The sequence below is a fragment of the Bacillus sp. T-10(2022) genome, assembly GCF_056502895.1.
On sequence record NZ_CP113518.1, the window covers coordinates 3489453 to 3512054 of the forward strand.

Genomic DNA, 22602 nt, shown 5'->3' on the forward strand with positions numbered 1-22602 from the left:
TTATGTGCCACATGATTTCGGTTTACTTCGACAAACGAAAAACGCCTAAAATGCTACTTAATTCCTGTATTCTTACCGGCAAATGATTGATTTATAGAAATGAATCTTTCAGCATCTCTTCCATCGGCGATTCAATTTCCCATAAATTATTCGCCTTTGCATACACAAAGCCAATGTTATCTGGTAAAACCCCTCATTAAATCACTTACCGTGACTTGGCATGATAATTGCATGATTAATCATATATAGGAATTCATTTATATGAGTTTCAAAATGAGTTTCACAACTATTATAGTTATAAGAAAATGGAGGAATAGAAAAATGAAATATCCTTTATCACCTGATGTTAAACCAGAGTTTTGTACCACAGGGTCATTTATGCGCTTACCTTCTACAAGAGAAAATGCCAAATTGGCAGTGGTAGGTATGCCTTTTGATACAGCTGCTTCATTCAGGGTAGGAGCCCGGTTTGCTCCACAGGCAGTCCGCCAAGCATCCATGACGTTGTTTCCTTATCATCCCATTCACAAGGTATTTCCGTTTGACGAATGTAATGCAATTGATATTGGGGATGTCTCGGTGATTCCCCATAATATACATCGAAGCTATGAGTTAATTGAAAAGGCTATGTCAGACTTGATGAAAAACGGGATCATTCCAATAGGCATCGGAGGAGATCATTCAGTAACATTGGCCAATCTAAGAGCAGCCGCAAAAATACACGGTCCTGTTGCACTTCTTCATTTTGATTCACATACAGATACCTGGGATACTTATTATGAAGAAAAATACTGGCATGGTTCGCCGTTTATCCGTGCATATGAGGAAGGTTTGCTCCAAACGGATAAAGTTTTCCAGATTGGCATCAGAGGTACGCTCAATCATCCAGGAGATTTAGATTCCAGTACAGATCTAGGCTACAATGTGATAACAACGCCCGAGTTGAAGAAGAGAGGAATCGAAGATGTCGTGAAGGAAGTCAAGAAAACCATTGGGGATACACCATGTTTCTTGACCTTTGATATTGATTTTGTTGATCCATCCTGCGCTCCTGGAACTGGCACATTGGAGGTCGGCGGTCTAAATAGCTTTGAAACCCTAGAGATGATACGCTCTCTGCAAGGATTCAACTTTATTGGGTTCGACCTGGTGGAAGTCCTCCCGCCGTATGATCCAACACAAATTACATCACTATTGGCAGCCACCATCATTCATGACTTTGCCAGTTTAGTAGCCTTACAACTAAAAGAAGAACAAAAAAAGGAGGACTCAACCGAAAAAAGCTTATAGGACAAACACTGGCCATATAGGCCGATACTGTTAGGCGGTCAGAAAGATCCAAGCTAAAGATATAAATGTCTAAGTACAAAATAAAAAAGTCCTGAAATTCAAAAAGCACCTGTTTATGAAAACAGATGCTCAGACTGTAGACAAATTCGAAGAAAGCGAATTTGCCTACAGTTTTTTTCTTTAAAAATGTTCCAGCTGATTTCAGAAATCCGCTCCCTTTCCGCCGACTGTCTGCCAAGCCTCCTCGACGCAAGCGTCTGTGGGGTCTCGGCTAGCCAGCTATTCGGCAGGAGTGTCGCAAATTTCTTCAATACATTGAGGGTTTCATAAAACAGAAAAAAACATTAAGGTCATCTAATCTTCCTTTAAAATCATGGTTCGATGTGAAATCATTCCGCCCCCCTCTGCCTACAGTTTTTTTCTTCAAAAAATGTTTCAGCTGATTTCAAAAATCCGCTCCCTTTCCGCCGACTGTCTGCATTCCGAACCCACTTTTGTCGACAAACTGAGCATCTTCTTAGGTGAAAGCAGATGTTTTTTTCCTATGTCATCTTTTACTATAGTACTGCTATTTTCACAGTAAATAATGTCATATCGGGTTGGAAAAATTGTCTCCTCATCCTGTTTCCGATGGCATAAGGAATCAAAAAAACACATCCCATCTGAAAAAATGGAATGTGTCTTCATTTTATTCGTCCGATTCTATCCCGGGACGATTGGATTGTGTTGGCAGGGTGTCCCAAAAGCTTGCATCAGCAGTTTCAATTGAATCATCGGCAATTGCTCTGACAGCTGCATCCAAAGTGGTTACCGTTTGCTTTATTAGATAGCCATTACTTTTTTGTCCAAGCGCTACTGACTCGACATTGTGGTCCGACATACCTCGCATCTCAAAGAGCAGTGTAGCAATATCATAACGAACGGCTGCACCATTACGGCCTATATTTTCTCCAGAACCGCCATCATACCTACCAATATGCCCCCAACCAGTTGGTTCAATGGAGTTATATACAACAGCACCCAGTTTTTTTGACGCTTCTAACACCTCAGGCTTTACGTTTGCGTTTGTAGGATAAAGAATTGAACCTGAAACAAGTTCACCGTCCGTTTCGCTTAGCGTCCCTTGATGATGTAAATCTATCATGTAGTCTATATCGTAATTCGCAAATACATTTTCGTGTAAAGCCTTTACCTCTACTTGCATGGAATCAGTTTTTTTATCATGCTCACGGTTTAAGTCGATCCCATTTGCATTTGCCCGTGTTAGATGCCGATCACCTTTTGCTAAATAGTCATCAAGAGGGAAATTAACATCTCCCATGGCCCCATCTGCGTTTAACATGGGAATGATCAGTATATTAACATTTTCCAAAATACCTTTAGTCTTGTTCGTGCCTAGATGTTTAATGAATTCGAGTGCACCCTCAGTAGTCAGTTGTTCATTTCCATGCTGTTGAGTTAAAAATAGTATAGTAGGATTCTTAGGATTTGACATGTACTTCGCTAGGTAAATATCCCTCCCTTTTACCGTTTCCCCGATTACTTCCAATGCCAGCCTTTCTTGTTTTGCATCCTGCGTTTCAAGATAGCTTACCAGGCTTTCATATGTATGAAGATTTGAAGTTGTCACTTGTCCATTTCCAGCACTGGGGCCATTTCCAACCGCTCCGACTGGTAGCGCAACAGCTGTTACTGCGCTTAAGGTCATTAAACTAGATAATGAAACTGATAGAACTTTCTTTTTAAAATTCAATAAAAACCCTCCTTATCAAATATAATAATCAGAAAAATAACTATTAATAATATTCTGACATTTTTACTACTTTATGTTAATAGTGAAAAATAACTATGTTTCCAAATAGTTTTCTTCTACACAATATAACTTGAAAGGAATTACTTCTACAAAGGCGATATTCAAATGTTCCCGATGAAGAAAAACCAGGCGGACACCCGTCTGGTTACTTCAATCTAGGCAGGAAGTTGATACACTCACCAAATATTTATTATTGCCTGCCCTCCGTCAATGGAATTGACTCGTATTGTTCCGGATTGATTTTATATACAGAGCCATCAGTAACTCCATCAATTATTCCATATAATCCTCTTTCAACTGCTTTAATGAGCATGCCTTTTTTCTTTTGGCCAAAGGACTGTGTTTGGCCTCTAACTTCAAAGAGCACTGTCCCGCTTCCGTTCAAAGCAAAGGCTCCTAAAGCCGTTCCAGGAAGGTTTTGGTTTTGCGGATATAAGGATATATTTCCATATGGAGAATTACCTTGTTCTTTCATTGCATTATATACCGCTACATTCAATTGTCTGGAAAAATCATAATTATAGTTTTTTGCATATTGGGCATAATCTTGTCCTGAAGGTGAGCTTGGATCTGGAACAAATTGAGCGGAAAGCGAGTATGTGACTAAATCATCCGTTCCATCAACTTCATAATAGGGAGCTTGGTGATGCAAGTCCACAAAAATCTCCACCTTTCCGTATTGCTTCAATAGAGACTTGTAAACATCACGTGTTGTTTGTGATTCTGGTGTTATGAACCAGCCAGGGGTGGATGATTTTCCAGGGAAGTCTTTAGCTTGGGGAATATAATTTAAATCAGGATTAAAGTCACGATTCACATCGAAACCAGGTTTGGACTCATAATCGAATGATTCATTTTTGTATGTATAATAGTTCCAAGATGGACTCGCTCCTCCTAACTGTGGAAACTGTTTCACGACCTCTGCCCAGGTCATATCATTTCCCCGACGGTTCAATTCAGCAGCATCCGGATTCATTTTAGGCAAAGCGACAAGGGTAATTTCCTTACGAATTTTCTCCGCTTCAGGAGAGTTGGTCCCCAAAAACTTCAAGATATTCAAGATGGCATCCGTACCGGTTTTCTCATTTCCATGGATCTCACTTTGAATGAAAACGACTTTGTCGCCTGTTCCCACGGTTGCTTTATAGATTTCTCTATTTCTATTTGAATATCCGGCTACATCCACTTTTACTTTACCTTGGCTATCACTCGCAATTTGTTCTAGCTTTTTCCCTAGTTCAGCATGATCTGTAAAACCTGAAACCGAATAAGTTTGTTGAATGGGTGTTCCCGGTGATGTTTCATTAGCTGCAAATGTTGGTGCAGCAATGCTCGCCGATAAAACGGCAACTCCTAGAGTTGAAATAATTTTCCTGTTTTTCATAATACAACAATCACTCCCTTAAAATATTTTTCTATCTCATTATACAAAATGGAAAAGTAGAAATATGTTGGAATTTGATGTCGTATTATGGCTATTTTATGATTCGGGCATCAACTTTAAGTTCCATACAAAAAGATCCGTGACATTTTTATCGAGGATTGTAGTCGCTCGCGGTCTGTCGAGTTGATGATTTGTACTATAACATCACATTACGTTATAATTAAAGGAAAAATACGAGAAAGGGGAAAATATGAAACTCAACACTAATAGTTCTACGCCATTATACATGCAATTAAAGCAATCTATCATCGAAGATATAAACAAAGGGATTTACTCTTCTGGCGAAAGATTACCAACCGAAACAGAATTATGTGACATATATGGAGTAAGTCGCATTACTGTTAGAAAAGCGGTTTTGGACTTGGTGGAAGAGGGGCTTTTAATACGCCAACAGGGAAAGGGAACATTTGTCCAATATCCTAAAGTAAAAAGAGAATTATTTGCTGTTAATGGTCATGCTGAATATATGTCAGAATTAGGGAAGATACCTCAAACTAAAATCCTTTCATTTGGGATACTGCCTGCACCGGCTAATATTTCCAAATCCTTGGAGATTACTCCTGAAAGTGATGTTCTTGAATTACAACGAATCTTATACTATGATAATCAACCTCTCACCTTAGAAATTTCTCATTATTCCTTAAAGATTCTGCCAAATTTAAATCAACATGTCCATAACTCTGTTTCCATGTATGACATCATAAAGCATAAATATAATATAACACCTGTTCATAACACGAAACTTTTAAATATGGTATTGGCAAATGCAGATGAAGCAAAATATTTAGAATGCGAAGTGGGAGATCCCCTTTTCAAAGTGGAGAAAGTGGCATATGACGCTAAGAAGCAGCCTATCCATTCATCCTTCCTATATTATCCTGCCAATCGCGTGACCTTTACGATTGATAGTTCAATATCGCAAGAAAAAGGTAACGAATCCCCCTCTTAATCCGGGATCTCGTTACCTTTATTCATCCATGCATCATTTTAAACCATCATATGATCAGGATCATATACTTTGCCATACCCAAAAGCACCATAATCCTGACAGGTTTGGGAGGCGACTAATGCTCCTTTTTGTAAAGCTTTATATACATCTTGTCCTTGGACGTACGATGAGAGAAAACCAGCAATAAAGGAATCTCCCGCCCCCAACGTATCTACAACTTTAGTTTGGATAATAGCTTGTTCATATATTTGATTTTCAGTTGATAAAAGTGATCCCTTTTCCCCACGAGTAACACATATCACCTTTGTGCCGAACGAATGAACCTTTTGAATCAGTGCATTGCACTCTGCCTCGTTTAAATTGCTTCCGGAAAAAAATGCATAATTCACAAATGGACAAACCTTTTGTAAATAGTGATCCTCTTGATTTGTCGAAAAATCAAAAGAAATGTCAATGAATTGGCTTAATATTGGAAGGTTATGCTCTATACGGCTATATACACTTGTATGAAGAAGGTCATGTTGCCGAATATAATCCAAATCATTGTCATTCAGTACAATCCCCAACCTGGATTGGATTCCCCCTTTATTGGAACCAATAAAAATTCGGTCACCGCCCTTATCCAACGCGACGACTGCCATACCATTCTCTCCTACTGCTTGTCTTACTCTACTAATCTCTATCTTTTCCTTTTGCAATACCTCTAAAACATGGTCTGCTGCCCCGTCATTTCCTACAATGCCAATATATGAAGATTGCTCATCATTTAAACGATTGCACAATACTGCCACGTTTAATGAATTGCCGCCAGGATATATCTTTCCTTGATCTTTATAAAAATCTACTACGTTATCTCCAATTCCAATTAATTTCATGCCTGTTCCCCCTGTTATCATTTTACACTTCCACTAGCAATTCCACGGATAAAGTACTTCTGCATGAATAAAAATAATATGACGATAGGTGCCGCTGAAATCGTTAATCCAGAAAGTAACACTCCCCAATCGGTTTGCAGTGCATCTCGAAATTGCATTAAACCGGCAGGTATCGTACGTAAACTATCATCGTCTATAAAGATGATCGCGAACATGAATTCATTCCATGTATAGTAAGCTGTTAAAATTGTCGTCGTTAATAAAATAGGCTTACTCATGGGAATGAAAATTCTAAAAAGGATTCCAAGGTTTGTGCATCCATCCAACCGGGCAGCCTCTTCCAGTTCTTTCGGAATGGACAGGAAGTAGGCCCGAATCAACAAGATGGTTAGCGGAATTCTGTATGCTACATAAGGTAAAATTAACGCCCAATGGGTGTTATATATACCTAGCTTCTGAATTATATTATACAAAGGGATCAGGCTTACTTGGGGAGATAGCATCAACCCCCCTAAGCATATGACCAAAATGAAAGCCTTTCCACGAAAATCAAAGCGAGATAATCCGTAAGCACCTAACGCACTTACTAATACCGTTAGAATACAGGTCAAACCAGTAACCATGACACTATTTAAAAAGTAGGAAGAAATCCCACTATTCCAGGCTGTTACATAATTTTCAAACAACCATGTATGAGGAAGGGACCAACTATGGTTAAAAATTTCCTCTGTGCTTTTAAAAGAACTGATGACCATCCATAATAAGGGATAGGCAACAACAAGAAAGTATGCGATCAAACCTGCATAGACTAGTGCTACTCTCATATTATAGTCTTTTCTTTTCCTTGCATATTTTAGATTTTTCACAACTAATTCCGGTACTCTGATCGTTGATTTAGGCATCTCCATTATTAGTCCTCCTTTCCTGTTTTAAATATTTTCATTTGAACAAGAGAAATAAGTAACGTAATAATTAAGATAACCGTTGCGATGGCTGAAGCATATCCCATCATATCTTTTGAAAAAGCCGTTTTATATAAATAGGTACTTAGGACTTCCGAAGAAGTCCCCGGCCCCCCTCCGGTTAAGATATATGGCTCATTAAACACTGTAAAAGCACCTGTCAGTGTTAAGATTACGGCTACGAATGTCATTTCCTTCGTTTCTGGAACCGTAATGTGAAAAAACGTTTTTATTTTATTCGCACCATCCATTTCAGCTGCTTCATATAGCTCAGGTGAAATTTTTTGAATGGATACGATATATAACATGGCAATATAACCAATCGATTGCCACTGTGAGACAGCAATAACCGCATAGATTGCCGTATCACTATCGCCCAACCATGGCAGTGCTAAATTATTCAATCCAATCATTTTAAGAAACTGATTTAACAACCCCACTTCCGGGTTGTAAAAAAATGAAAACAGCAATGCTATGACTGTCATTGAAACGACGACTGGTAAAAAATAGACTGTACGAAAGATGGGTGAAAATTTACGGATTAATTTATCTTCTAAAACAGCTGCAACAATTAACCCTCCAAATACCTGGAAAACAATTGAAATGACTGCATAAAGAATATTATTTTTTAAAGCTTCATAAAATACGGGATCATTAAACAAAGTAAAGTAGTTGTCCAACCCTACAAATGCTTTATTTGGTGAAAAAGTACTCCAATTATACAGACTGTCGCCAATATTCTGGAAAATGGGGATATAAACTAGCAGTAAAAAAACTAAGGCTGGAAGAAGATATAGATAAGGTACAAATTTATCGAGTTTTATCATTAAAAGATCACTCCCTTAATAAAACGGAAAAATGATTCCCCTTATTTCCCCGCTTCGATTCTAACAGTATCGGCAGCTTTTTGAACATCACGCATGATTTGTTTAGGTGTTTTATCTCCATTTAACATCATTTGTGCTCCTGTTAAATAGGCATCTGCAATACGCGCATCAATGCTCATGTCAAACCATGGGGCCATTTCCTTGGCGTTTAATATGCTTTGAACCGCTTCCAGCTGTTCCGGGGAAGAATTATTTTCATTCACTGTACCTTCAACTGCACTATACTTGCCCACATCAGTGACTAGTTTCTCTCCCATCTGTTTAGTGGTTAAAAACTTTAAAAACTCCATCGCCTCTTTAGGATGCTTTGTCTTGGAAGAAATCATAAAGCCCTCAGGCGAACCCGTTAGATTTGTTTGATTGCCTTTTCCGCCTTCTACTTCGGGAAAGTTAAACATTCCAAGTTCAAACTTAGTGGGTCCAAATAGCTTGATTTCTGCCGTTTCTGCATAAATCATAGGTGCCTTACCATTTGAAAATTGCTGCCTAGCATATTCGTGATCTATAGAATTCGTATTCTCATTGAAATAAGGTAACAACTCTTGGAATTTTTCAAGCGCTTTTATGTAGTCGTCATCCTTGAATTTTCCGGTTTTTCGATTATAATCCATCGTCAGCACTTCCGGTCTAACAAGGCGTTGATTCAATGTGCCCAAATAATGTGAAATTGTCCAAGTGTCTTGACTGCCGAATTGAAGGGCTGTGTAGTTATTCTTTTTTAACACTTTTAACACGTCGATTAATTCATTCCAGGTTTTAGGCGGGTTTATGTTCAATTTTTCGAAGACATCCTTGTTATAGAAAAACATTTTCCCATCCATTGTTACGGGGACACCATACACCTTATTATTAAATGTATACGGTTTGACTTGGGATGGAACGAGTTGAGAAGACCATTCCGGATCGTTTTCATAATAAGAAGTTAAATCCAAAGCTTTATTGCCTCGCACAAACTGACTGGCAAATTCATCACTCCATGAGAAATAAACATCCGGCGGATTATTTGTACCTGTCATTACTTTAATTTTGTCTTTATACGAATCGTTTAGCACTGCTTCGGTTTTAATATTGATATTGGGGTTTTGTTTTTCAAAGTCTTTTACAACTTCATTAAAGTACGTTTTTTCCGGTTCCTTTGGCCACCTATGGAAAAATGTTATGGTTGTTTTTCCAACATCTGATTCTGAAGATGTTTTTTCACCAGAACATCCCCCAAGCATTAAAGATAAACTTAAAAATGATGCGAATATAAGTTTTGTTTTTCTCATGAATACCCTCCTTATTATAAATGCTTTTATCATCAGGAAATTATACTATAATGTTATAAAACATTATAGTATAATTCGTAAATAATATACAGAATATTAAGTTTTCTCTAACTATTAGTATTCTACTTTCCACATATAACGCCTTTTGCTTAAAGGATGATTACGCGCTTCCGCTAATTCTTCTGCATATTGACGCAATACACGATTTAAGATAAGCGGTGCAATATATCCTTTTACTTCTTCATCGATACCATCAAAATCATACTGTTTTGCATCTAGCACCGTTAGTTTTTTGCCATAACGCTGAGAAAAAGATAACGCTCTTTCTTCTAATGGTCTTGTTTCATCCAATCCCAATAGAATGATAAACGGTACATTTTCGTCAATAATTTCGAATGGACCATGAAAGTACTCGCCAGCATGAATGGCATGTGAGTGTATCCATTGCATTTCCATTAAGATACAAATACTAAAAGAATAGGCTGTCCCATAGTTGGAACCGCTTGCCATTGTATAGATAACAGGTTCTTTTGCATGAGATTGGGCGAATACTCTTGCATTAGAAGCTTCTTTCTCCAGGGCTTTTTCATACACTGGCTGTAAATTCTCTAAACTTGATACTAGTTTTCCAAACTTCTCATTGTTTTCCGCTATATGAAGTACACCAAAAACTAGTTGATATAAAACACTCAGGTTTGTATCAAAGGCGTTTACACCGTTACCCCATTCATATTTAATGAAGAGGTCCGCATTTTGGGCTAATGGTGATCCTGGTTCGTTCGTTAATGCCACAGTAAACGCACCTTTACTTTTTGCAAACTTAGCCGCTTCTGCCGTTTCGGGAGTTGTTCCGGACATAGAGCATAAAATTACTAAGGATTCCTTCCCTAGTTGTTGTGGATTACGATGTATAAACTCATTTGAACTATATAGATCGGAAGTTATATTTTCAGCTTCACGATCCAGTATATATTTAGCTGAATACATGATGGCAGAAGATCCCCCGCATGCTACCAAATAAATATTGTTAATTTTCCTACCCTTTAATTGATCCAATACTGTTTTTACATCACTTTTTACATTAATAACCGATTTACTCATTTTCCCACTCCTTTAATATTTGATATACAACATTATGTAATGTTATATATTGTTATATTAAAACATGAGCTTTCTTTAGTCAATGTATTTGTCAGAATATTTCACTTATTTATTTCCCTTGAATCAGTTAGGTACTATATCTCAGATCTTTTTCCCTTCTAAATTTTCATGATTTACAGACGTAATAAACGTCCACTTGAACATCTAATGTGATACACTTCTTATTTTTTTCTGATTTTCCCAACCAGTAATAATAACAATGGCAGAATAAAACAAATCGTTAAGGATAATGGTGTCCAAGCTGTAGCCATAAAGTTTTGATAATGCACGATATCGGGATGCGAAAAGATGGTAAAAGTGAGAATTAGAAAAGCTAATGGGAATAGAAGAATTTTGTAATTTTTTAATCCTAGCAATTGAGCTATCCCTAAAGCGAGTCCATAAAAGCATATGGTCAACTTAAAATACTCTGTAAAAACCCAAATGAAGGCCACAATGACCTCGACCCTTTCAAAAAAATTACCGATGCTTATCCTCATCCCCAATTTATAAGAAGGATAGGTCAATCTCGCTGTATTATCAGCACCCAATACGAGGATACTGAAAAGGATCACCAAGAAAAGAGCGCCGCCACCTAACAAAGTCCCTAAATAAAAGTTTTTCTTCACTTTAGCCTTTTCGTTTACATATGGAGTGATCATCAAAAAGAAAACGAGCTGAACATAAGGCAGAGCTAAAGAGTGATATGAACCCCTCATTATCGGTTTCATGCCTTCTTCAAATATAGGTTGCAAATTTTCGATTTTGATATCCGGGATAAGAAATACGAATAATATGAAAAGCAGCAGAACAAGCCAAGGAAAAAAGATTAATGCAGTCCGGCAGATAACTTCCAATCCTAGCCGTGCACCAAATAAGCTTGTTATTATAAACAAAATCATAATCATTTCCATAGGTGTCTCAACCAGAACCTGTGATGAAAAAAAATTCCCAATTTCACTAAGTAACGCTGAAGAAAGGTAATATAAATAAAATAAGAATAGCAGTGCCGAGATCTTCCCGATCCATTTTCCAAATATTTTTTCATTAACTTCTATATAAGTCATGGATGGGTAAAGTGATGCGAGCCGGGTAAATAGGAAAACGAAACATAAACCGATGAGAGTAGCTAAGATATAGGCAATCCAGCCATCCTGCTTTGCTAAAGAGACAAGTACGGAAGGTAAAGTAAGTATCGCTCCTCCTATGGTGAATATGATAACCATTATAAGAAAATCACCAGAGCTGATTTTTCCTTTTTCGAGCATATTCGATACCTCCCTAGGATAAAATACGATCCATGAAATGAGCGAGTGGACTATATATTTTCGTTATCCAGTCTATAGGAGTGGGAATGGTAATATCCTTGATAATTAAAATACTCAACGTCATGCCAACTAAAAGCAATAAAATGAAAATGACAATTTCCTTCCAGCATTTCTTTTTAATAAGGGGTGGTATTTCGAAAAATGAAATAATAGCTCCAGTACACACTGTTCCAATAATTGCCCACATTGACCTTTACTCCTCGATTTCTTTTTGAAAGGATTCTGATATGGTGCCTAAATTGCGAATCTTTGCTTTAATGGTTACATTCACGTCCAAATTTGCGAATTCCTGATCCCAATTTCCTTCTAAACGTTTCCATGCTTTAGGATCGGTTCTATGAATTTCTTCACCAAAACCGAAAATGTCACTTTGATACTTCTCTTGAAGCGTTTTTATCGATCCTTCTATTTTATCCTTAATGTCTTTTGCGTATCTTTTATTCAATTCTTCGATTTTTTCAGGTTTAGTTAAATCGATTGTGCATTCTACTTCACCTATACTCCCTTCTGAGGTGACATTTATATCAATTCTCGGATTTCCTTTTTCCATTTTCCCCTTGATTTTCGTTTTTGAACTAGTCGTGTTGACCGTAATTTGCTCACCTTCACATGGAATATTTACCGCAGTGGACTTAACATGATCTGTAATGTAACTAACACCTTTACTGTCGTTCCTGTTTAACCAGCCGACAAGTTTATCCTTCTTGAATACTCCAAGATAATCCAAACGCAAGCCGGATTTCGGGGAGATATTTTGTGCATTCGTAACATTGCTTCCTGATTCGGGATCACCATAAACGAGAATCCCCGTAAGCATGGCCTGTCTCCCTTTGCTGACGATACTGCTGACCAGCTCATCCAAAGTGACCGTCCTTGTCGGTGCCCACCTTCTCTCTGAATTTTCCAAGGCATCAAAAACTTTATTTGCCGGTATTTTTTCAAGGGCCGTTTGCACATTAAGCGTTTCATAAGCAGTTGCCCCCTTTGCAACGGTCATATAGAAATCCGAACGCAACTCCTTTTGCCGGGAAAGGACATCCAGAGGTTTTGCAATTCCTGCCCTGGCCATTTCCTCACCAAAGACGATTTCACGAAGATGTGCGACATATAACCTCCTTGGTACATCAGTTGATAGGCTTCTAATTGCTTCAGCAATGGTTGCACCGCTTTTCCTGAAGGTTACAACTTCCGTGCGGCCAGACCGGGCATCACCTGCCAGCTCACTCGAATTTAGAACTTGGACGGTTACAAGATACCCATCTTCTTTTTTATCAATTCCCATGGCAGTAACGATGGCAAGTTCGTTCAACTCAATGCTGCTCCAACAGCCGGATAAACAAATTATAGGTAACATTAAAAATACCTTTAGCATTTTTTTCATAGTGAACCCTCATAATCTCATCATTTTATCTAGGTGGTTTAGGAGAACTTACCTCTCCTCTGTCTGTATCATTTTTACTGATCAAACGAGGCCGCTTTAATAATGACCAATGCGGCATACGAATGATGTTGTCTTTTTGATCTTGTAAAATGAATGGTGCATTTGGAGCTAAATATGGTATACCAAAAGATCGTATGCTATTTAAATGCAGGACCATCACGATTAGCCCCAAAATGATCCCGTATAACCCAAATGAAGCGGCAAGGATCATAAACAAGAATCGAAGCATCCGAAAAGCCATGGCCATACTATTGGCTGGGAACACAAAGCTGCAGATGGCTGTTAAGGACACGATGATAACCATTGTTGCTGAAACGAACCCTGCTTCGACAGCAGCCTGTCCAATAACTAATGCACCCACGATGGAAATGGATGAACCGATTGCCCTAGGCATCCTCACACCTGCCTCACGCAAGATTTCAAATACTACCTCCATCAGCATCGCCTCTACAAAAGCCGGAAAAGGAACACCCTCTCGCTGTGAGGCTAGACTTATGAGTAAAGGAGTAGGAAGCATTTCTTGATGAAAGGTTGAGACAGCGATATAAAGTGACGGTGTAAGCAAAGCAAGGAAAAAGGATAAATACCGTAATACTCGAATTAATGTTGCAATGTCTGCCCGTTGATAATAGTCTTCACTGGACTGGAAAAAATGCACCATCAATGCTGGAACGATAAGGACAAACGGAGTTCCGTCAATTAGTATCGCAATCCTTCCTTCTAAAATGGCAGCGGCTACAGCATCAGGACGTTCCGTATTATAAACGGTTGGAAAAGGAGTGTATACTTCATCCTGAATAAGCTCTTCAATGTAACCACTCTCAAGAATCGCATCTATATTGATTCGATTTAACCGGCTTTGCAATTCTGAAACCGTTTTATCATTGGCAACACCTTTTAAATACATAATCGCAACGTCTGTTTGCGTTTTTTCTCCAATCTGCTTTGTTTCAAGCCAAAGGTTTGGATCTTTTATTCTCCGTCGTATTAAAGCAGTATTTGTTCGCAGCGTTTCAGTAAACCCATCCTTTGGTCCTCTTACTACTGTTTGGGAGGAAGGTTCTTGAACTCCGCGATCGGCCCAATCTCTTGAGCCGAGTGCCATTCCTTTTGGGGAGCCGTCCATCAATAACATCGTGTCTCCCGATAAAACATGGTTAAAAAGCTTTTGAAAATCAGTTATTTCCACTATTCCCCCTACAGGAAGAGTATTTGATTTTATTATTTCAAAACAATCAGGGACCGCTACGTCCAAGTCAGCGTTCCGAATTTCAACCATCAAAGTGTCGAGGATTAAATCTTGGATGGAAGCTGAATCCGTTAATCCATCTGTGTAAACGATACCTAACTTAATTTCCCCATTTTTACCTGCTTGAAAATCCCTTATAACTATGTCTGAACTATTTCCTAACGTTTTCTTAATATGGTCTAAATTATATTGAAGATCAGAGGATATAAGTTTTGTTTGATGATTCTTTGAGTCTTTACTTCGGTTTTGGGCTTGAACCGGATTTTGGTTTTGATTTTTAGTTTTGCTGGAGTTTGGATGTTCGCTTTGCTTTAGGTCTACTTCTTGTTTTTTACTTTTCACTGATTGTTTATCTTCAATTAACTTCCTCAATGGAATAGGAACTCGAGATTTCAATGCTAACCCCCTCATAACCAATAGCCCGTTAAAATTATGTTTTCACCTTGGCTGCAATTATATCCATCTAAGTAAAATAAATTGCAATTAATTTTCAAGAGTAAAATTCAATTAAAAGTTGCTGAAGATGGCTCGGATATTAACATTTTTGGACCTGTTTTTTCCACAAAATTGAATTGCAATTAACCACTTCCTTCCATCACTGTAAACTCGGAAGCAACCTCTCTTTTGGAGTCAGTTCAATAGGTATAATATTAAAAATGGATTTACTAGGCACCTGAAGCACAACTAATCAAATTTATTGGAAGTTATGTTTAAAAGTATCCTATGAGTAACTGCATAGATTGCCAATATTCGCATAATCTATTATCATTTTCGAGAGCAACGACTTTAATGTTTTCTTGTTTGATAAAGTGGAATGAAGTTGGTCGGTTTAAGGGCACGAAAAAAGATAAATGAAGAAAAACCCTGCAGAGATTTCTCTCCACAGAGTTTCTATAAGCTTTCAACTAATTTTTGGGTGCAGGGCACTTGCCTTTGAATATGCGAATCGTTTTTTTCGTTTGTTTAACCCCAGGTTTATAACCTGGTTTTTCTCACCTTAACTTCTTCATTAATAATGTTTTTTACCCACTTTTTCCTCACTCTAGAAGTGAAAAAAGGTACTATCAACAGCTAAAAATATTGTACATGAAACGACGAAAAATATATGGTAACAAGGCGCCGAATTCAAGATTCCAATGTAATATATTCAGCTCCCTGGTCTTTTGCCCAATTATGTATATAACTTAGCAGATTATAACCAAGGCCACTAGGACGATGATTTACATCAGTAACCAAATCTTGCACATAAACATAGCGTTCATTGTATGAATCTTCACGCCAGCTAATACCTGCTAACGCTACGATGCTCGTATCATGATATAAAGCAAATAACTTTTTACCCTCCTTACGCATTTCATTTAATAATTCTAGATATTCCTTAAAAGTCAAATCAGTACGCAACTGACTTAATATTGGATAAGCCTGTAAGAATTGATGTTCTACAGTTAACTCTACTATATTTTCCACTGGTATTTTCATTCTAATATTCCCCTACCTTTTTTAAGTTTTATGGCTTCGCCTTCCCTTTATGAAACCGGATTAAATTTCTGACATATAACCAAGGGCAAATTAAACATCAAATAAATGTTTTCAATAATTGTGTGTCTAACAGTTTCCCATTCTTCTCCTTTCTCCATATTTATTAGATATACACACATAGATATACACATAAATAATATGCAAGAATCGCGCCAACTCAAATCTATTACAAATAAAAATATTGTTGCATCTTTACCTTAATTGACGTAACGAAGCAGGTTAATCAGAAAATCTCACCAAATGAAATTTGATGAAAAATCAGTTAAATCAAATATTCAGTTCCTAAAACATTATGATGTGGGGGAATTTAAATACTTTCTCTTGGACCATTAGGAGAAGCTACATAATGGAAGTGGGACAAGTAAAATTATTCTTCTATTATCTAAAGTATGTATGGCCGTTTCTCAAATCGAGACAAAATATTCAATTGTCAAACACATAGGAAGATAATTTATAAACGAGTGATGGGTAAATTCGCACGACAAAACATGGCGTGTGATTTCCGAAATAAGAAATAAGAATAATATAAAAAGCAGCAAAATCGAGCCCGAATAATGAAATGGGAATCGACTTTCGAAGAAAAGCCAAGACGATTCAAATTAATTTCCGTGTGAATAACTTGAATATGAATAGCCAAAACTATGGAGTAAAGAAGGAAGGAACAAACATAAAGGAGAAAAAAATGCCTGGTAGTTTCAAAATTTCTTCACATCAAATGATGATTTTTTATTCTTTTGTACTCGGTAGGAACGGTTATTTTACATACTCCTTCTCCTTTAGCTGGTTTTGCAAAGCAGGATGCGTGGCTTGCTGCATTATTTAGAACAGGAATCGCATTAATTTTTGTATGGTTCCACATCAGGGTTGGAAATTTATATCCTGAACTCCCTTTAGATCAAATAAATGAAAAGGTTTTCGGTAAGTTAGTCGGAATGATGATCAATTTCACATTTTTTATCTGGTCTTTTTCAACTGCTGCCGAGACAATTTATTATATGGGGAATTTCATTGAAACTTTTTGGATGCCGGATACTCCACTTGCAGCATTAAATATAATGTTAGCTGCAGTTGTGATCTTTACAGTTCGCCTTGGTATTGAAACTTTTACACGTACGTTGGAAATATTCTTCATACCCGTATTAATATTACTGACTATTTTTTTGGTATCCATCATTCCTCAAGCCAATATCCAAAACATTCAGCCAGTATTTGAAAATGGAGCCAAACCTGTCATACGTGCGACACTTTTTTTCATCAGCGTGTTCACGCTATCTCCTGTTATGTTTTTAATGATTTTCCCTTCAAAAGTCAATGAAAGTAAAAAAGGGGGTAAAGCTTTTTTTATCGGCACATTGATCGGAGGAATCATTTTAATTCTGTTTATCATGCTGGATATTTTGGTTCTTGGACTCGATACCACAGCAAGAAATATCGCTCCAAGTTATACGATGGCAAAAAAATAAATATAGGGAATTCCTAATGCGGGCACGATTTGGATTTTTACAACCTATCGGTGATGTATTTTTATGTATCGGTTGTTGTTTTTTCAAACATATTCAATATAAAAGATTATCGTCCATTTACTACGGCTTTAGGGATGATAATGGTTTTGATTGTTTTTCCGATGGTACCATCATCCGGGGAATTTAATAGAAATATATGGTTATTCTATGCATGGACTTATGGTCTGGTCATGCCTTTATTATTGATTATCACGGCTAAATTTAATAACGCCATTAATAAGCACCATGGCAGCCAACAATGATAATGACCAAAACGATTAAAAGAACATCATAAAAATTCCAGAAGTCCGAAATTGTCGGGGTTAATGAATATTTACGAATGAGGTGAGTATATTGAAACATAAAATAATCATCATTTTCAGTCTGGTTTTTATAGCATTCATGACTGGCTTACTCATCTTTTACCTCATAAAAGATGATTCTTCCCGATGGATGGTAGCCCTTGGGGGAATATTGGTAAGTGCCTTGCCCATTTTATTACTGTTTGTAAAAAATAATCCTTTTAACATTCCAATCATAATCGGTTACTATGTTTTTATTTTCTGTACGACATTTTTAGGGTCTATCGCAAATTTTTATGTGGATTTTAAATGGTGGGACTCTGGCCTTCACTTCTACAAAGGTATTTTCGTGGCTTTTGTTGGAATTGCTCTTTATAAACAATTCATTCCTCCAAAAGCGAGAAAAGATGTTTCAAGGTGGGTCATCTTTCTATTTGTTCTCTCACTTTCAGTCATTGCCACTGTTCTTTGGGAAATATATGAGTTCGTAGGAGATATCACTTTTACTCATACCATGCAGCGAGGCGGTAATAAAGACACCATGTACGATATAATTTACGGTCTTACGGGCGGCCTGCTTATCTCCATTTATTCTATTGTACAAAAATCAAAATTATAATTTATAGAGGTATTCATATGAATCGGAAGCTAGTTATTTCATTAAGTTCAGTGTATGTACTTTTCATGGCAGCTTTATCTATTTTTTACTATACATCCGATGAAACTTTTAAATCACTCGTTTCGATAGGCGGTGTGGTATGTGGAGCAATTCCCCTTTTATTGGCCCTATTTACCAAGCTTCAATTCAATCTGCCAATAATCATTTCCTATTTAATCTTCTTATTCGGTTCACAATATTTAGGATCTATTTTAGGTTGGTATGGACTGGGATGGTGGGACACATTCTTACATTTACTAAGCGGTTCCCTTCTCGCTTTTACGGGAATCGCTTTATATGAACGATTGATATACAGAAATGCAGGCAAAGAAATATCCCCTTGGTTTGTCTTTTTGTTTACTCTCTCCTTCTCAGCACTTGGTGGTGTCATATGGGAGATTTACGAATTTAGTTCTGATCAATTATTCGGAATGACACTTCAAGGCGGGGGAAATAAGGATACAATGATAGATTTAATTGCGGATACTGTTGGAGGTCTTATCATTGCAGTGTGGGCCGGAGTGCGGACAAAGATTAAGTTAAAGAAAACATGAAAAAACCCTTTTCTTTTATCTTATTGTAAAATAACAGCAAACCATATGATATTTTGAGGGTTGACTGCATTAAAAAAACGTTCCAGTTGATTTCAGAAGTCCACTCCTTTTCCGCCGACTGTCTGCCGAGCCTCCTCAACACAAACGTCTCCGGGGTCTCGGCTAGCCAGTTATTCGGCAGGTATGTCGCAAATTCTCAATTTAAAGAGGATTTCATCCGTATAGATAACCAATTTTTTCGGAGTGAAAGCATTTCGAACCTTTACCGACATGAGGGGTTCTATCTAAATTTTAAAACAAAGTGATTGGAGCGGGTGTTCGAGACTCCTGCGGGAAAAGCGAGTGCCTGGAGGCAGCGTTCATTGTACAAACCATAAAAAAACTGTAGACAAACTCGACTTTAATCGAGTTTGTCTACAGTCTGAAACGACCCTCTTATCGATGGTCGTTTTAAGTTCATTTAAATATGATGGAAATTATTTTTTCCGTCGTCATCGCACTATCCACCACATATGTTCCAGGTCGTAATCCGTTGGCCTTGCCTTTCTTTTCAACCGCGTCGGAAAACTCATTTGCATTTTTAATGACTTTTGCCTTTTGCAGGGTTTTCCCCACATCGATGCTTGTCGAGCCTTTAGACACAGAAAGAACTGTACGGTATATGATTTTTTCTGTTGGTTCTTTTACCGTTTCTTTTTCCGCTTCCGCTTTATCTTTAACCGACTGTGCTTCAGCAATCTGTTCTTCCCATTCTTTTTCGGAATGTATGACATACCCTTCTGAAGCCAGAGACTCTTTCATTTCATCTTCTGATAGTTTCTCCGATGTGCCGGTCGCTTCACCTGGACCAAAGAAGTACACTGCACCGCATAAGCCTGCTGCAACAACAATGCCTCCGGCAAAGCTGCGCATTGATTTAGATGTCATTGGCCACATTTCTCCTTTCATTCTTCGTTATTATGTAAGGAGTAAGCATGCGTTCTATTTCATCTTCCGGCTGTTTTGTCTTCAGTGCGATGCTTTCAAATGAATAGCCTCGCTTATGTAGGTCGAGTACTTCACGCAACAAGACCCGCTTTTCGGAAGACATTGCTAGAATGCCTGCCTCTTGCACCGTAATTTCAGCATCTATCTCGATGTTTCTGATTTTTTCCTGTAATACATTCATTTCATCTCCAAAAGTGATTGCAACCTGTTCCAATTGACTGTCCACTTTTACAGAATCCTTTTTAATAAACGATAAAATGAACAGTAATACTGCTGCAGCAAACAAAATGATCAGAGCCCATTCCATCATTCTATGTCCCTCCTTAATCTTTGAATCTATTATCTCGCTTTCTAATTATATATTGATTTGTTCCAAAACTCGATTTAAAAGAACAAAATACCACAATAGTCACGTATTTATGACAAAAAAAGGCGCGGCAAGGCCATCCATAACTATTAATAATCAAAAAACGAAAAAAACAGCTTCCATTTGAGGACCATTTTACCATAATCCATTCATCATTAATACCATTGTTAGTATATTAAGGCAACATACTGCAAGAAAGCTGTCTAACTGGGTTATCAAACGTATAAATGGCATTCTTATTCACATCACCGCTTGTACTTCTCCCTTTAAAAATCCAAGGGTTATATTAAATGACAAACACGTTTCCAAACGATAAGATATATATTATTAGGTTTCTTTTCCTGTTTCAGTGAATAGGTACGATTTCCCAGTGCCATTTTCGAACAATATTAAGGAGGATACAATGAATATTAAAATAAATAATATACCTAGTTTCATGCAAGCCGAAATCGAACAACTTCAATCAAAATTGTCCCCCTTGTTGAAGAAAAATATGAAATACGGTTTTTTTTCGACTGTGATGATAGGCTTTTCCGTCATTAATCTTTTTTTCCTTTTATTTAAGAACGAATCTTTACCCATCTCGAAAATTGCACTTGGAATCTATGCATTGGTGGGAGCTGTTGGATTTGCTTTATTAAAAGAAAACAAACACAACCAAAAAGAAATAGTGAAAATGAGTCAACAATATATGTTGGATAGAATTAAAAAAAGCAGCTATATAACAGATGCCAGAAAAAGTAATTACTTTAAAAGAGTAAATGAGCATCCGCTTACTGCCATGAATGTTTTTTTTGAGTTTCTTGCTGAAGAACAACAATGGAAGAACAAATCCTCTCACCCTGAATAATTTCAGTCGTTGAAATAAGCAAAAAACTCAGCACTAAAAAACAACTCAACCAGTGTGATCCAGTAAACTGCCGAATCACACTGGTTGGTTGCTTAGCTATTAAATTCAAAAATTCTCTGTATCACGTTTCTTTTAAGTGCATTCCAATTGGCAGCTCAGTTGTTAGTTCTGGAGCTTTTTATGAATAAGTTCATGAAAATAGACTGCAGCATGTTCAGTTGGAGAAAAGATACCATTTGTAAATGCCTCGGAACTTAATCCTTTTTGCAGTTTTTCCACCAGTTCAAAATCTTCCTGCCGTACTTGGTCAACAAATTTAAAATATTCTTCTTTTTCTATGGTTGTTTTTTCATCGAGGGAGTAATCACGATAAATACCTAAAGACGTCACGGCATCAACAGGAATTACTTGAATAGTATTCACATTCCCGTCTCCAGGATAAACGTTAATCATCATATTTGGCCAAACCCAATAAAAACGCGCTTGATCACCTTCGCCATTCTTACTTGCTGTCATATATTGATAGGTGAATTTGTCGTGTGTCGTTGTGCAAAAGTTTGATAAATCAAAGGATTTTGCAAAGCCAGGATGAGCAATGGAACAATGATCACATTCAAGGTAATTGTCAACAACGGCTTTCCAATTAGCTTTTACTACACGCCTGGTTTCCCTAACTAGTTTCAGTGAATCAAAGAAGGGATACTCTTTCATTTCCTCTAAAAATTCCTGATATGCTTCTGCCATAGAAGGTGCATTTTTATCTAGATTGACAAAAATCATAGCATTCTGAACTTCTAAACGAATGGATTTCATACAGCTGTGTATTCCCAGTTCATTCGTTTTAAAATTAGGAGCTCTATGCACACTTCCATCTAATTTGAACGTCCATCCATGGTATCCGCATTGTAAAATTTTCTTATTTCCTTTATCGGAGTTTTCTACTTTCATTCCGCGATGAGGGCAAATATTGTAGAAAGCACGAAGTTCACCATCAGTACCGTGAGAAACGATAATAGGCTCTCCGGCGATGTCTATTGTCATGAAATCCCCTACTTTTTCAACTTGGCTTGCATGCCCAGCTAATATCCAACTCTTTCTAAAGATTTTTTTTCTTTCTTCATTGAATACCTCTGGTTCGACATACCGTGAATAAGGGAGTGTAGGGCTGAACTGTACATTTTCTTTAATAGACATATT

Annotated in this window: 21 protein-coding genes; 6 read left to right on the forward strand and 15 right to left on the reverse strand. The window is 37.4% G+C overall.

What is annotated here, in order from left to right:
• Window positions 1–321 precede the first annotated feature (321 nt).
• Window positions 322–1290 (forward strand): agmatinase, encoded by a 969-nt coding sequence (speB, locus tag OSJ91_RS17000; protein WP_350299274.1) that lies wholly within the window; start codon window positions 322–324, stop codon window positions 1288–1290.
• Between the two features lie 688 nt (window positions 1291–1978).
• Here the strand turns inward: speB and OSJ91_RS17005 are convergent.
• Together OSJ91_RS17005 and OSJ91_RS17010 are read right to left on the reverse strand one after the other, a co-directional pair.
• Window positions 1979–3043, reverse strand: coding sequence for a M14 family zinc carboxypeptidase (locus tag OSJ91_RS17005; protein ID WP_485890117.1), 1065 nt, complete (start codon window positions 3041–3043; stop codon window positions 1979–1981).
• A 250-nt stretch (window positions 3044–3293) separates the two neighbouring features.
• Entirely contained in the window at window positions 3294–4487 is a 1194-nt protein-coding gene (locus OSJ91_RS17010; RefSeq protein ID WP_485890118.1) for a M14 family zinc carboxypeptidase, read from the reverse strand.
• A 250-nt stretch (window positions 4488–4737) separates the two neighbouring features.
• Between OSJ91_RS17010 and OSJ91_RS17015 the strand changes: the two genes are divergently transcribed.
• Window positions 4738–5496 carry a GntR family transcriptional regulator gene (locus OSJ91_RS17015; RefSeq protein WP_137019965.1) on the forward strand — a complete coding sequence of 253 codons (759 nt, stop codon included), beginning with the start codon at window positions 4738–4740 and terminating at the stop codon, window positions 5494–5496.
• Between the two features lie 38 nt (window positions 5497–5534).
• Here the strand turns inward: OSJ91_RS17015 and OSJ91_RS17020 are convergent, their stop codons facing one another.
• The 10 genes from OSJ91_RS17020 to OSJ91_RS17065 form a co-directional block, all read right to left on the reverse strand.
• Window positions 5535–6371, reverse strand: coding sequence for a PfkB family carbohydrate kinase (locus OSJ91_RS17020; protein WP_350299278.1), 837 nt, complete (start codon window positions 6369–6371; stop codon window positions 5535–5537).
• A 17-nt stretch (window positions 6372–6388) separates the two neighbouring features.
• Window positions 6389–7195, reverse strand: a complete 807-nt coding sequence (locus OSJ91_RS17025; RefSeq protein WP_241590391.1) for a carbohydrate ABC transporter permease — start codon at window positions 7193–7195, stop codon at window positions 6389–6391.
• An 86-nt stretch (window positions 7196–7281) separates the two neighbouring features.
• Window positions 7282–8160 carry a carbohydrate ABC transporter permease gene (locus tag OSJ91_RS17030; RefSeq protein WP_350299279.1) on the reverse strand — a complete coding sequence of 293 codons (879 nt, stop codon included), beginning with the start codon at window positions 8158–8160 and terminating at the stop codon, window positions 7282–7284.
• 41 nt (window positions 8161–8201) lie between these two features.
• The gene (locus OSJ91_RS17035; RefSeq protein ID WP_350299280.1) at window positions 8202–9488 is read right to left on the reverse strand and encodes an ABC transporter substrate-binding protein; all 1287 of its coding nucleotides are present in this window, start codon (window positions 9486–9488) and stop codon (window positions 8202–8204) included.
• Window positions 9489–9602: 114 nt separating this feature from the next.
• Complete coding sequence (locus OSJ91_RS17040) at window positions 9603–10589, reverse strand: SIS domain-containing protein (protein WP_350299281.1); 987 nt, start codon at window positions 10587–10589, stop codon at window positions 9603–9605.
• Window positions 10590–10810: 221 nt separating this feature from the next.
• On the reverse strand, window positions 10811–11896 hold the full coding sequence (locus OSJ91_RS17045; protein ID WP_485890119.1) for a GerAB/ArcD/ProY family transporter: 1086 nt from the start codon (window positions 11894–11896) through the stop codon (window positions 10811–10813).
• A gap of 13 nt (window positions 11897–11909) precedes the next feature.
• Window positions 11910–12143 (reverse strand): hypothetical protein, encoded by a 234-nt coding sequence (locus OSJ91_RS17050; RefSeq protein ID WP_053535516.1) that lies wholly within the window; start codon window positions 12141–12143, stop codon window positions 11910–11912.
• Between the two features lie 6 nt (window positions 12144–12149).
• Window positions 12150–13337, reverse strand: a complete 1188-nt coding sequence (locus OSJ91_RS17055) for a Ger(x)C family spore germination protein (protein WP_350299283.1) — start codon at window positions 13335–13337, stop codon at window positions 12150–12152.
• Between the two features lie 25 nt (window positions 13338–13362).
• Window positions 13363–14853 (reverse strand): spore germination protein, encoded by a 1491-nt coding sequence (locus OSJ91_RS17060; RefSeq protein WP_485891920.1) that lies wholly within the window; start codon window positions 14851–14853, stop codon window positions 13363–13365.
• A gap of 918 nt (window positions 14854–15771) precedes the next feature.
• Window positions 15772–16125 (reverse strand): GNAT family N-acetyltransferase, encoded by a 354-nt coding sequence (locus tag OSJ91_RS17065; protein ID WP_485890120.1) that lies wholly within the window; start codon window positions 16123–16125, stop codon window positions 15772–15774.
• A gap of 794 nt (window positions 16126–16919) precedes the next feature.
• Between OSJ91_RS17065 and OSJ91_RS17070 the strand changes: the two genes are divergently transcribed.
• From OSJ91_RS17070 to OSJ91_RS17080, 3 genes are all read left to right on the forward strand, one after another.
• A complete protein-coding gene (locus tag OSJ91_RS17070) occupies window positions 16920–17648 on the forward strand; it encodes a GerAB/ArcD/ProY family transporter (RefSeq protein ID WP_350299285.1) in 729 nt (242 codons plus the stop codon).
• 384 nt (window positions 17649–18032) lie between these two features.
• Entirely contained in the window at window positions 18033–18608 is a 576-nt protein-coding gene (locus tag OSJ91_RS17075; RefSeq protein WP_350299286.1) for a DUF2238 domain-containing protein, read from the forward strand.
• Window positions 18609–18625: 17 nt separating this feature from the next.
• Window positions 18626–19201, forward strand: a complete 576-nt coding sequence (locus OSJ91_RS17080; protein WP_350299287.1) for a DUF2238 domain-containing protein — start codon at window positions 18626–18628, stop codon at window positions 19199–19201.
• Window positions 19202–19657: 456 nt separating this feature from the next.
• Here the strand turns inward: OSJ91_RS17080 and OSJ91_RS17085 are convergent, their stop codons facing one another.
• Window positions 19658–20128 carry a hypothetical protein gene (locus OSJ91_RS17085; protein WP_350299288.1) on the reverse strand — a complete coding sequence of 157 codons (471 nt, stop codon included), beginning with the start codon at window positions 20126–20128 and terminating at the stop codon, window positions 19658–19660.
• On the reverse strand, window positions 20118–20498 hold the full coding sequence (locus OSJ91_RS17090; protein WP_350299289.1) for a hypothetical protein: 381 nt from the start codon (window positions 20496–20498) through the stop codon (window positions 20118–20120). The genes OSJ91_RS17085 and OSJ91_RS17090 overlap by 11 nt, the downstream gene beginning before the upstream one ends.
• Before the next feature lie 460 nt (window positions 20499–20958).
• Between OSJ91_RS17090 and OSJ91_RS17095 the strand changes: the two genes are divergently transcribed.
• Window positions 20959–21405 (forward strand): DUF5392 family protein, encoded by a 447-nt coding sequence (locus OSJ91_RS17095; RefSeq protein WP_413018615.1) that lies wholly within the window; start codon window positions 20959–20961, stop codon window positions 21403–21405.
• Window positions 21406–21567: 162 nt separating this feature from the next.
• Here OSJ91_RS17095 and OSJ91_RS17100 read toward each other — a convergent pair whose 3' ends face one another.
• The gene (locus tag OSJ91_RS17100; RefSeq protein WP_350299291.1) at window positions 21568–22599 is read right to left on the reverse strand and encodes an aromatic ring-hydroxylating oxygenase subunit alpha; all 1032 of its coding nucleotides are present in this window, start codon (window positions 22597–22599) and stop codon (window positions 21568–21570) included.
• Between the last annotated feature and the right edge of the window lie 3 nt (window positions 22600–22602).

Bases quoted from the DNA above. Each gene is read 5' to 3' on its own strand.
- OSJ91_RS17015 (WP_137019965.1), top strand. From the start codon at position 4,738: ATGAAACTCAACACTAATAGTTCTACGCCATTATACATGCAATTAAAG.
- OSJ91_RS17085 (WP_350299288.1), bottom strand. From the start codon at position 20,128: ATGACATCTAAATCAATGCGCAGCTTTGCCGGAGGCATTGTTGTTGCA.
- speB (WP_350299274.1), top strand. From the start codon at position 322: ATGAAATATCCTTTATCACCTGATGTTAAACCAGAGTTTTGTACCACA.
- OSJ91_RS17040 (WP_350299281.1), bottom strand. From the start codon at position 10,589: ATGAGTAAATCGGTTATTAATGTAAAAAGTGATGTAAAAACAGTATTG.
- OSJ91_RS17050 (WP_053535516.1), bottom strand. From the start codon at position 12,143: ATGTGGGCAATTATTGGAACAGTGTGTACTGGAGCTATTATTTCATTT.
- OSJ91_RS17030 (WP_350299279.1), bottom strand. From the start codon at position 8,160: ATGATAAAACTCGATAAATTTGTACCTTATCTATATCTTCTTCCAGCC.
- OSJ91_RS17080 (WP_350299287.1), top strand. From the start codon at position 18,626: ATGAATCGGAAGCTAGTTATTTCATTAAGTTCAGTGTATGTACTTTTC.
- OSJ91_RS17035 (WP_350299280.1), bottom strand. From the start codon at position 9,488: ATGAGAAAAACAAAACTTATATTCGCATCATTTTTAAGTTTATCTTTA.
- OSJ91_RS17025 (WP_241590391.1), bottom strand. From the start codon at position 7,195: ATGAGAGTAGCACTAGTCTATGCAGGTTTGATCGCATACTTTCTTGTT.
- OSJ91_RS17010 (WP_485890118.1), bottom strand. From the start codon at position 4,487: ATGAAAAACAGGAAAATTATTTCAACTCTAGGAGTTGCCGTTTTATCG.
- OSJ91_RS17095 (WP_413018615.1), top strand. From the start codon at position 20,959: ATGAATATTAAAATAAATAATATACCTAGTTTCATGCAAGCCGAAATC.
- OSJ91_RS17055 (WP_350299283.1), bottom strand. From the start codon at position 13,337: ATGAAAAAAATGCTAAAGGTATTTTTAATGTTACCTATAATTTGTTTA.
- OSJ91_RS17065 (WP_485890120.1), bottom strand. From the start codon at position 16,125: ATGAAAATACCAGTGGAAAATATAGTAGAGTTAACTGTAGAACATCAA.
- OSJ91_RS17020 (WP_350299278.1), bottom strand. From the start codon at position 6,371: ATGAAATTAATTGGAATTGGAGATAACGTAGTAGATTTTTATAAAGAT.
- OSJ91_RS17045 (WP_485890119.1), bottom strand. From the start codon at position 11,896: ATGCTCGAAAAAGGAAAAATCAGCTCTGGTGATTTTCTTATAATGGTT.
- OSJ91_RS17100 (WP_350299291.1), bottom strand. From the start codon at position 22,599: ATGTCTATTAAAGAAAATGTACAGTTCAGCCCTACACTCCCTTATTCA.
- OSJ91_RS17090 (WP_350299289.1), bottom strand. From the start codon at position 20,498: ATGATGGAATGGGCTCTGATCATTTTGTTTGCTGCAGCAGTATTACTG.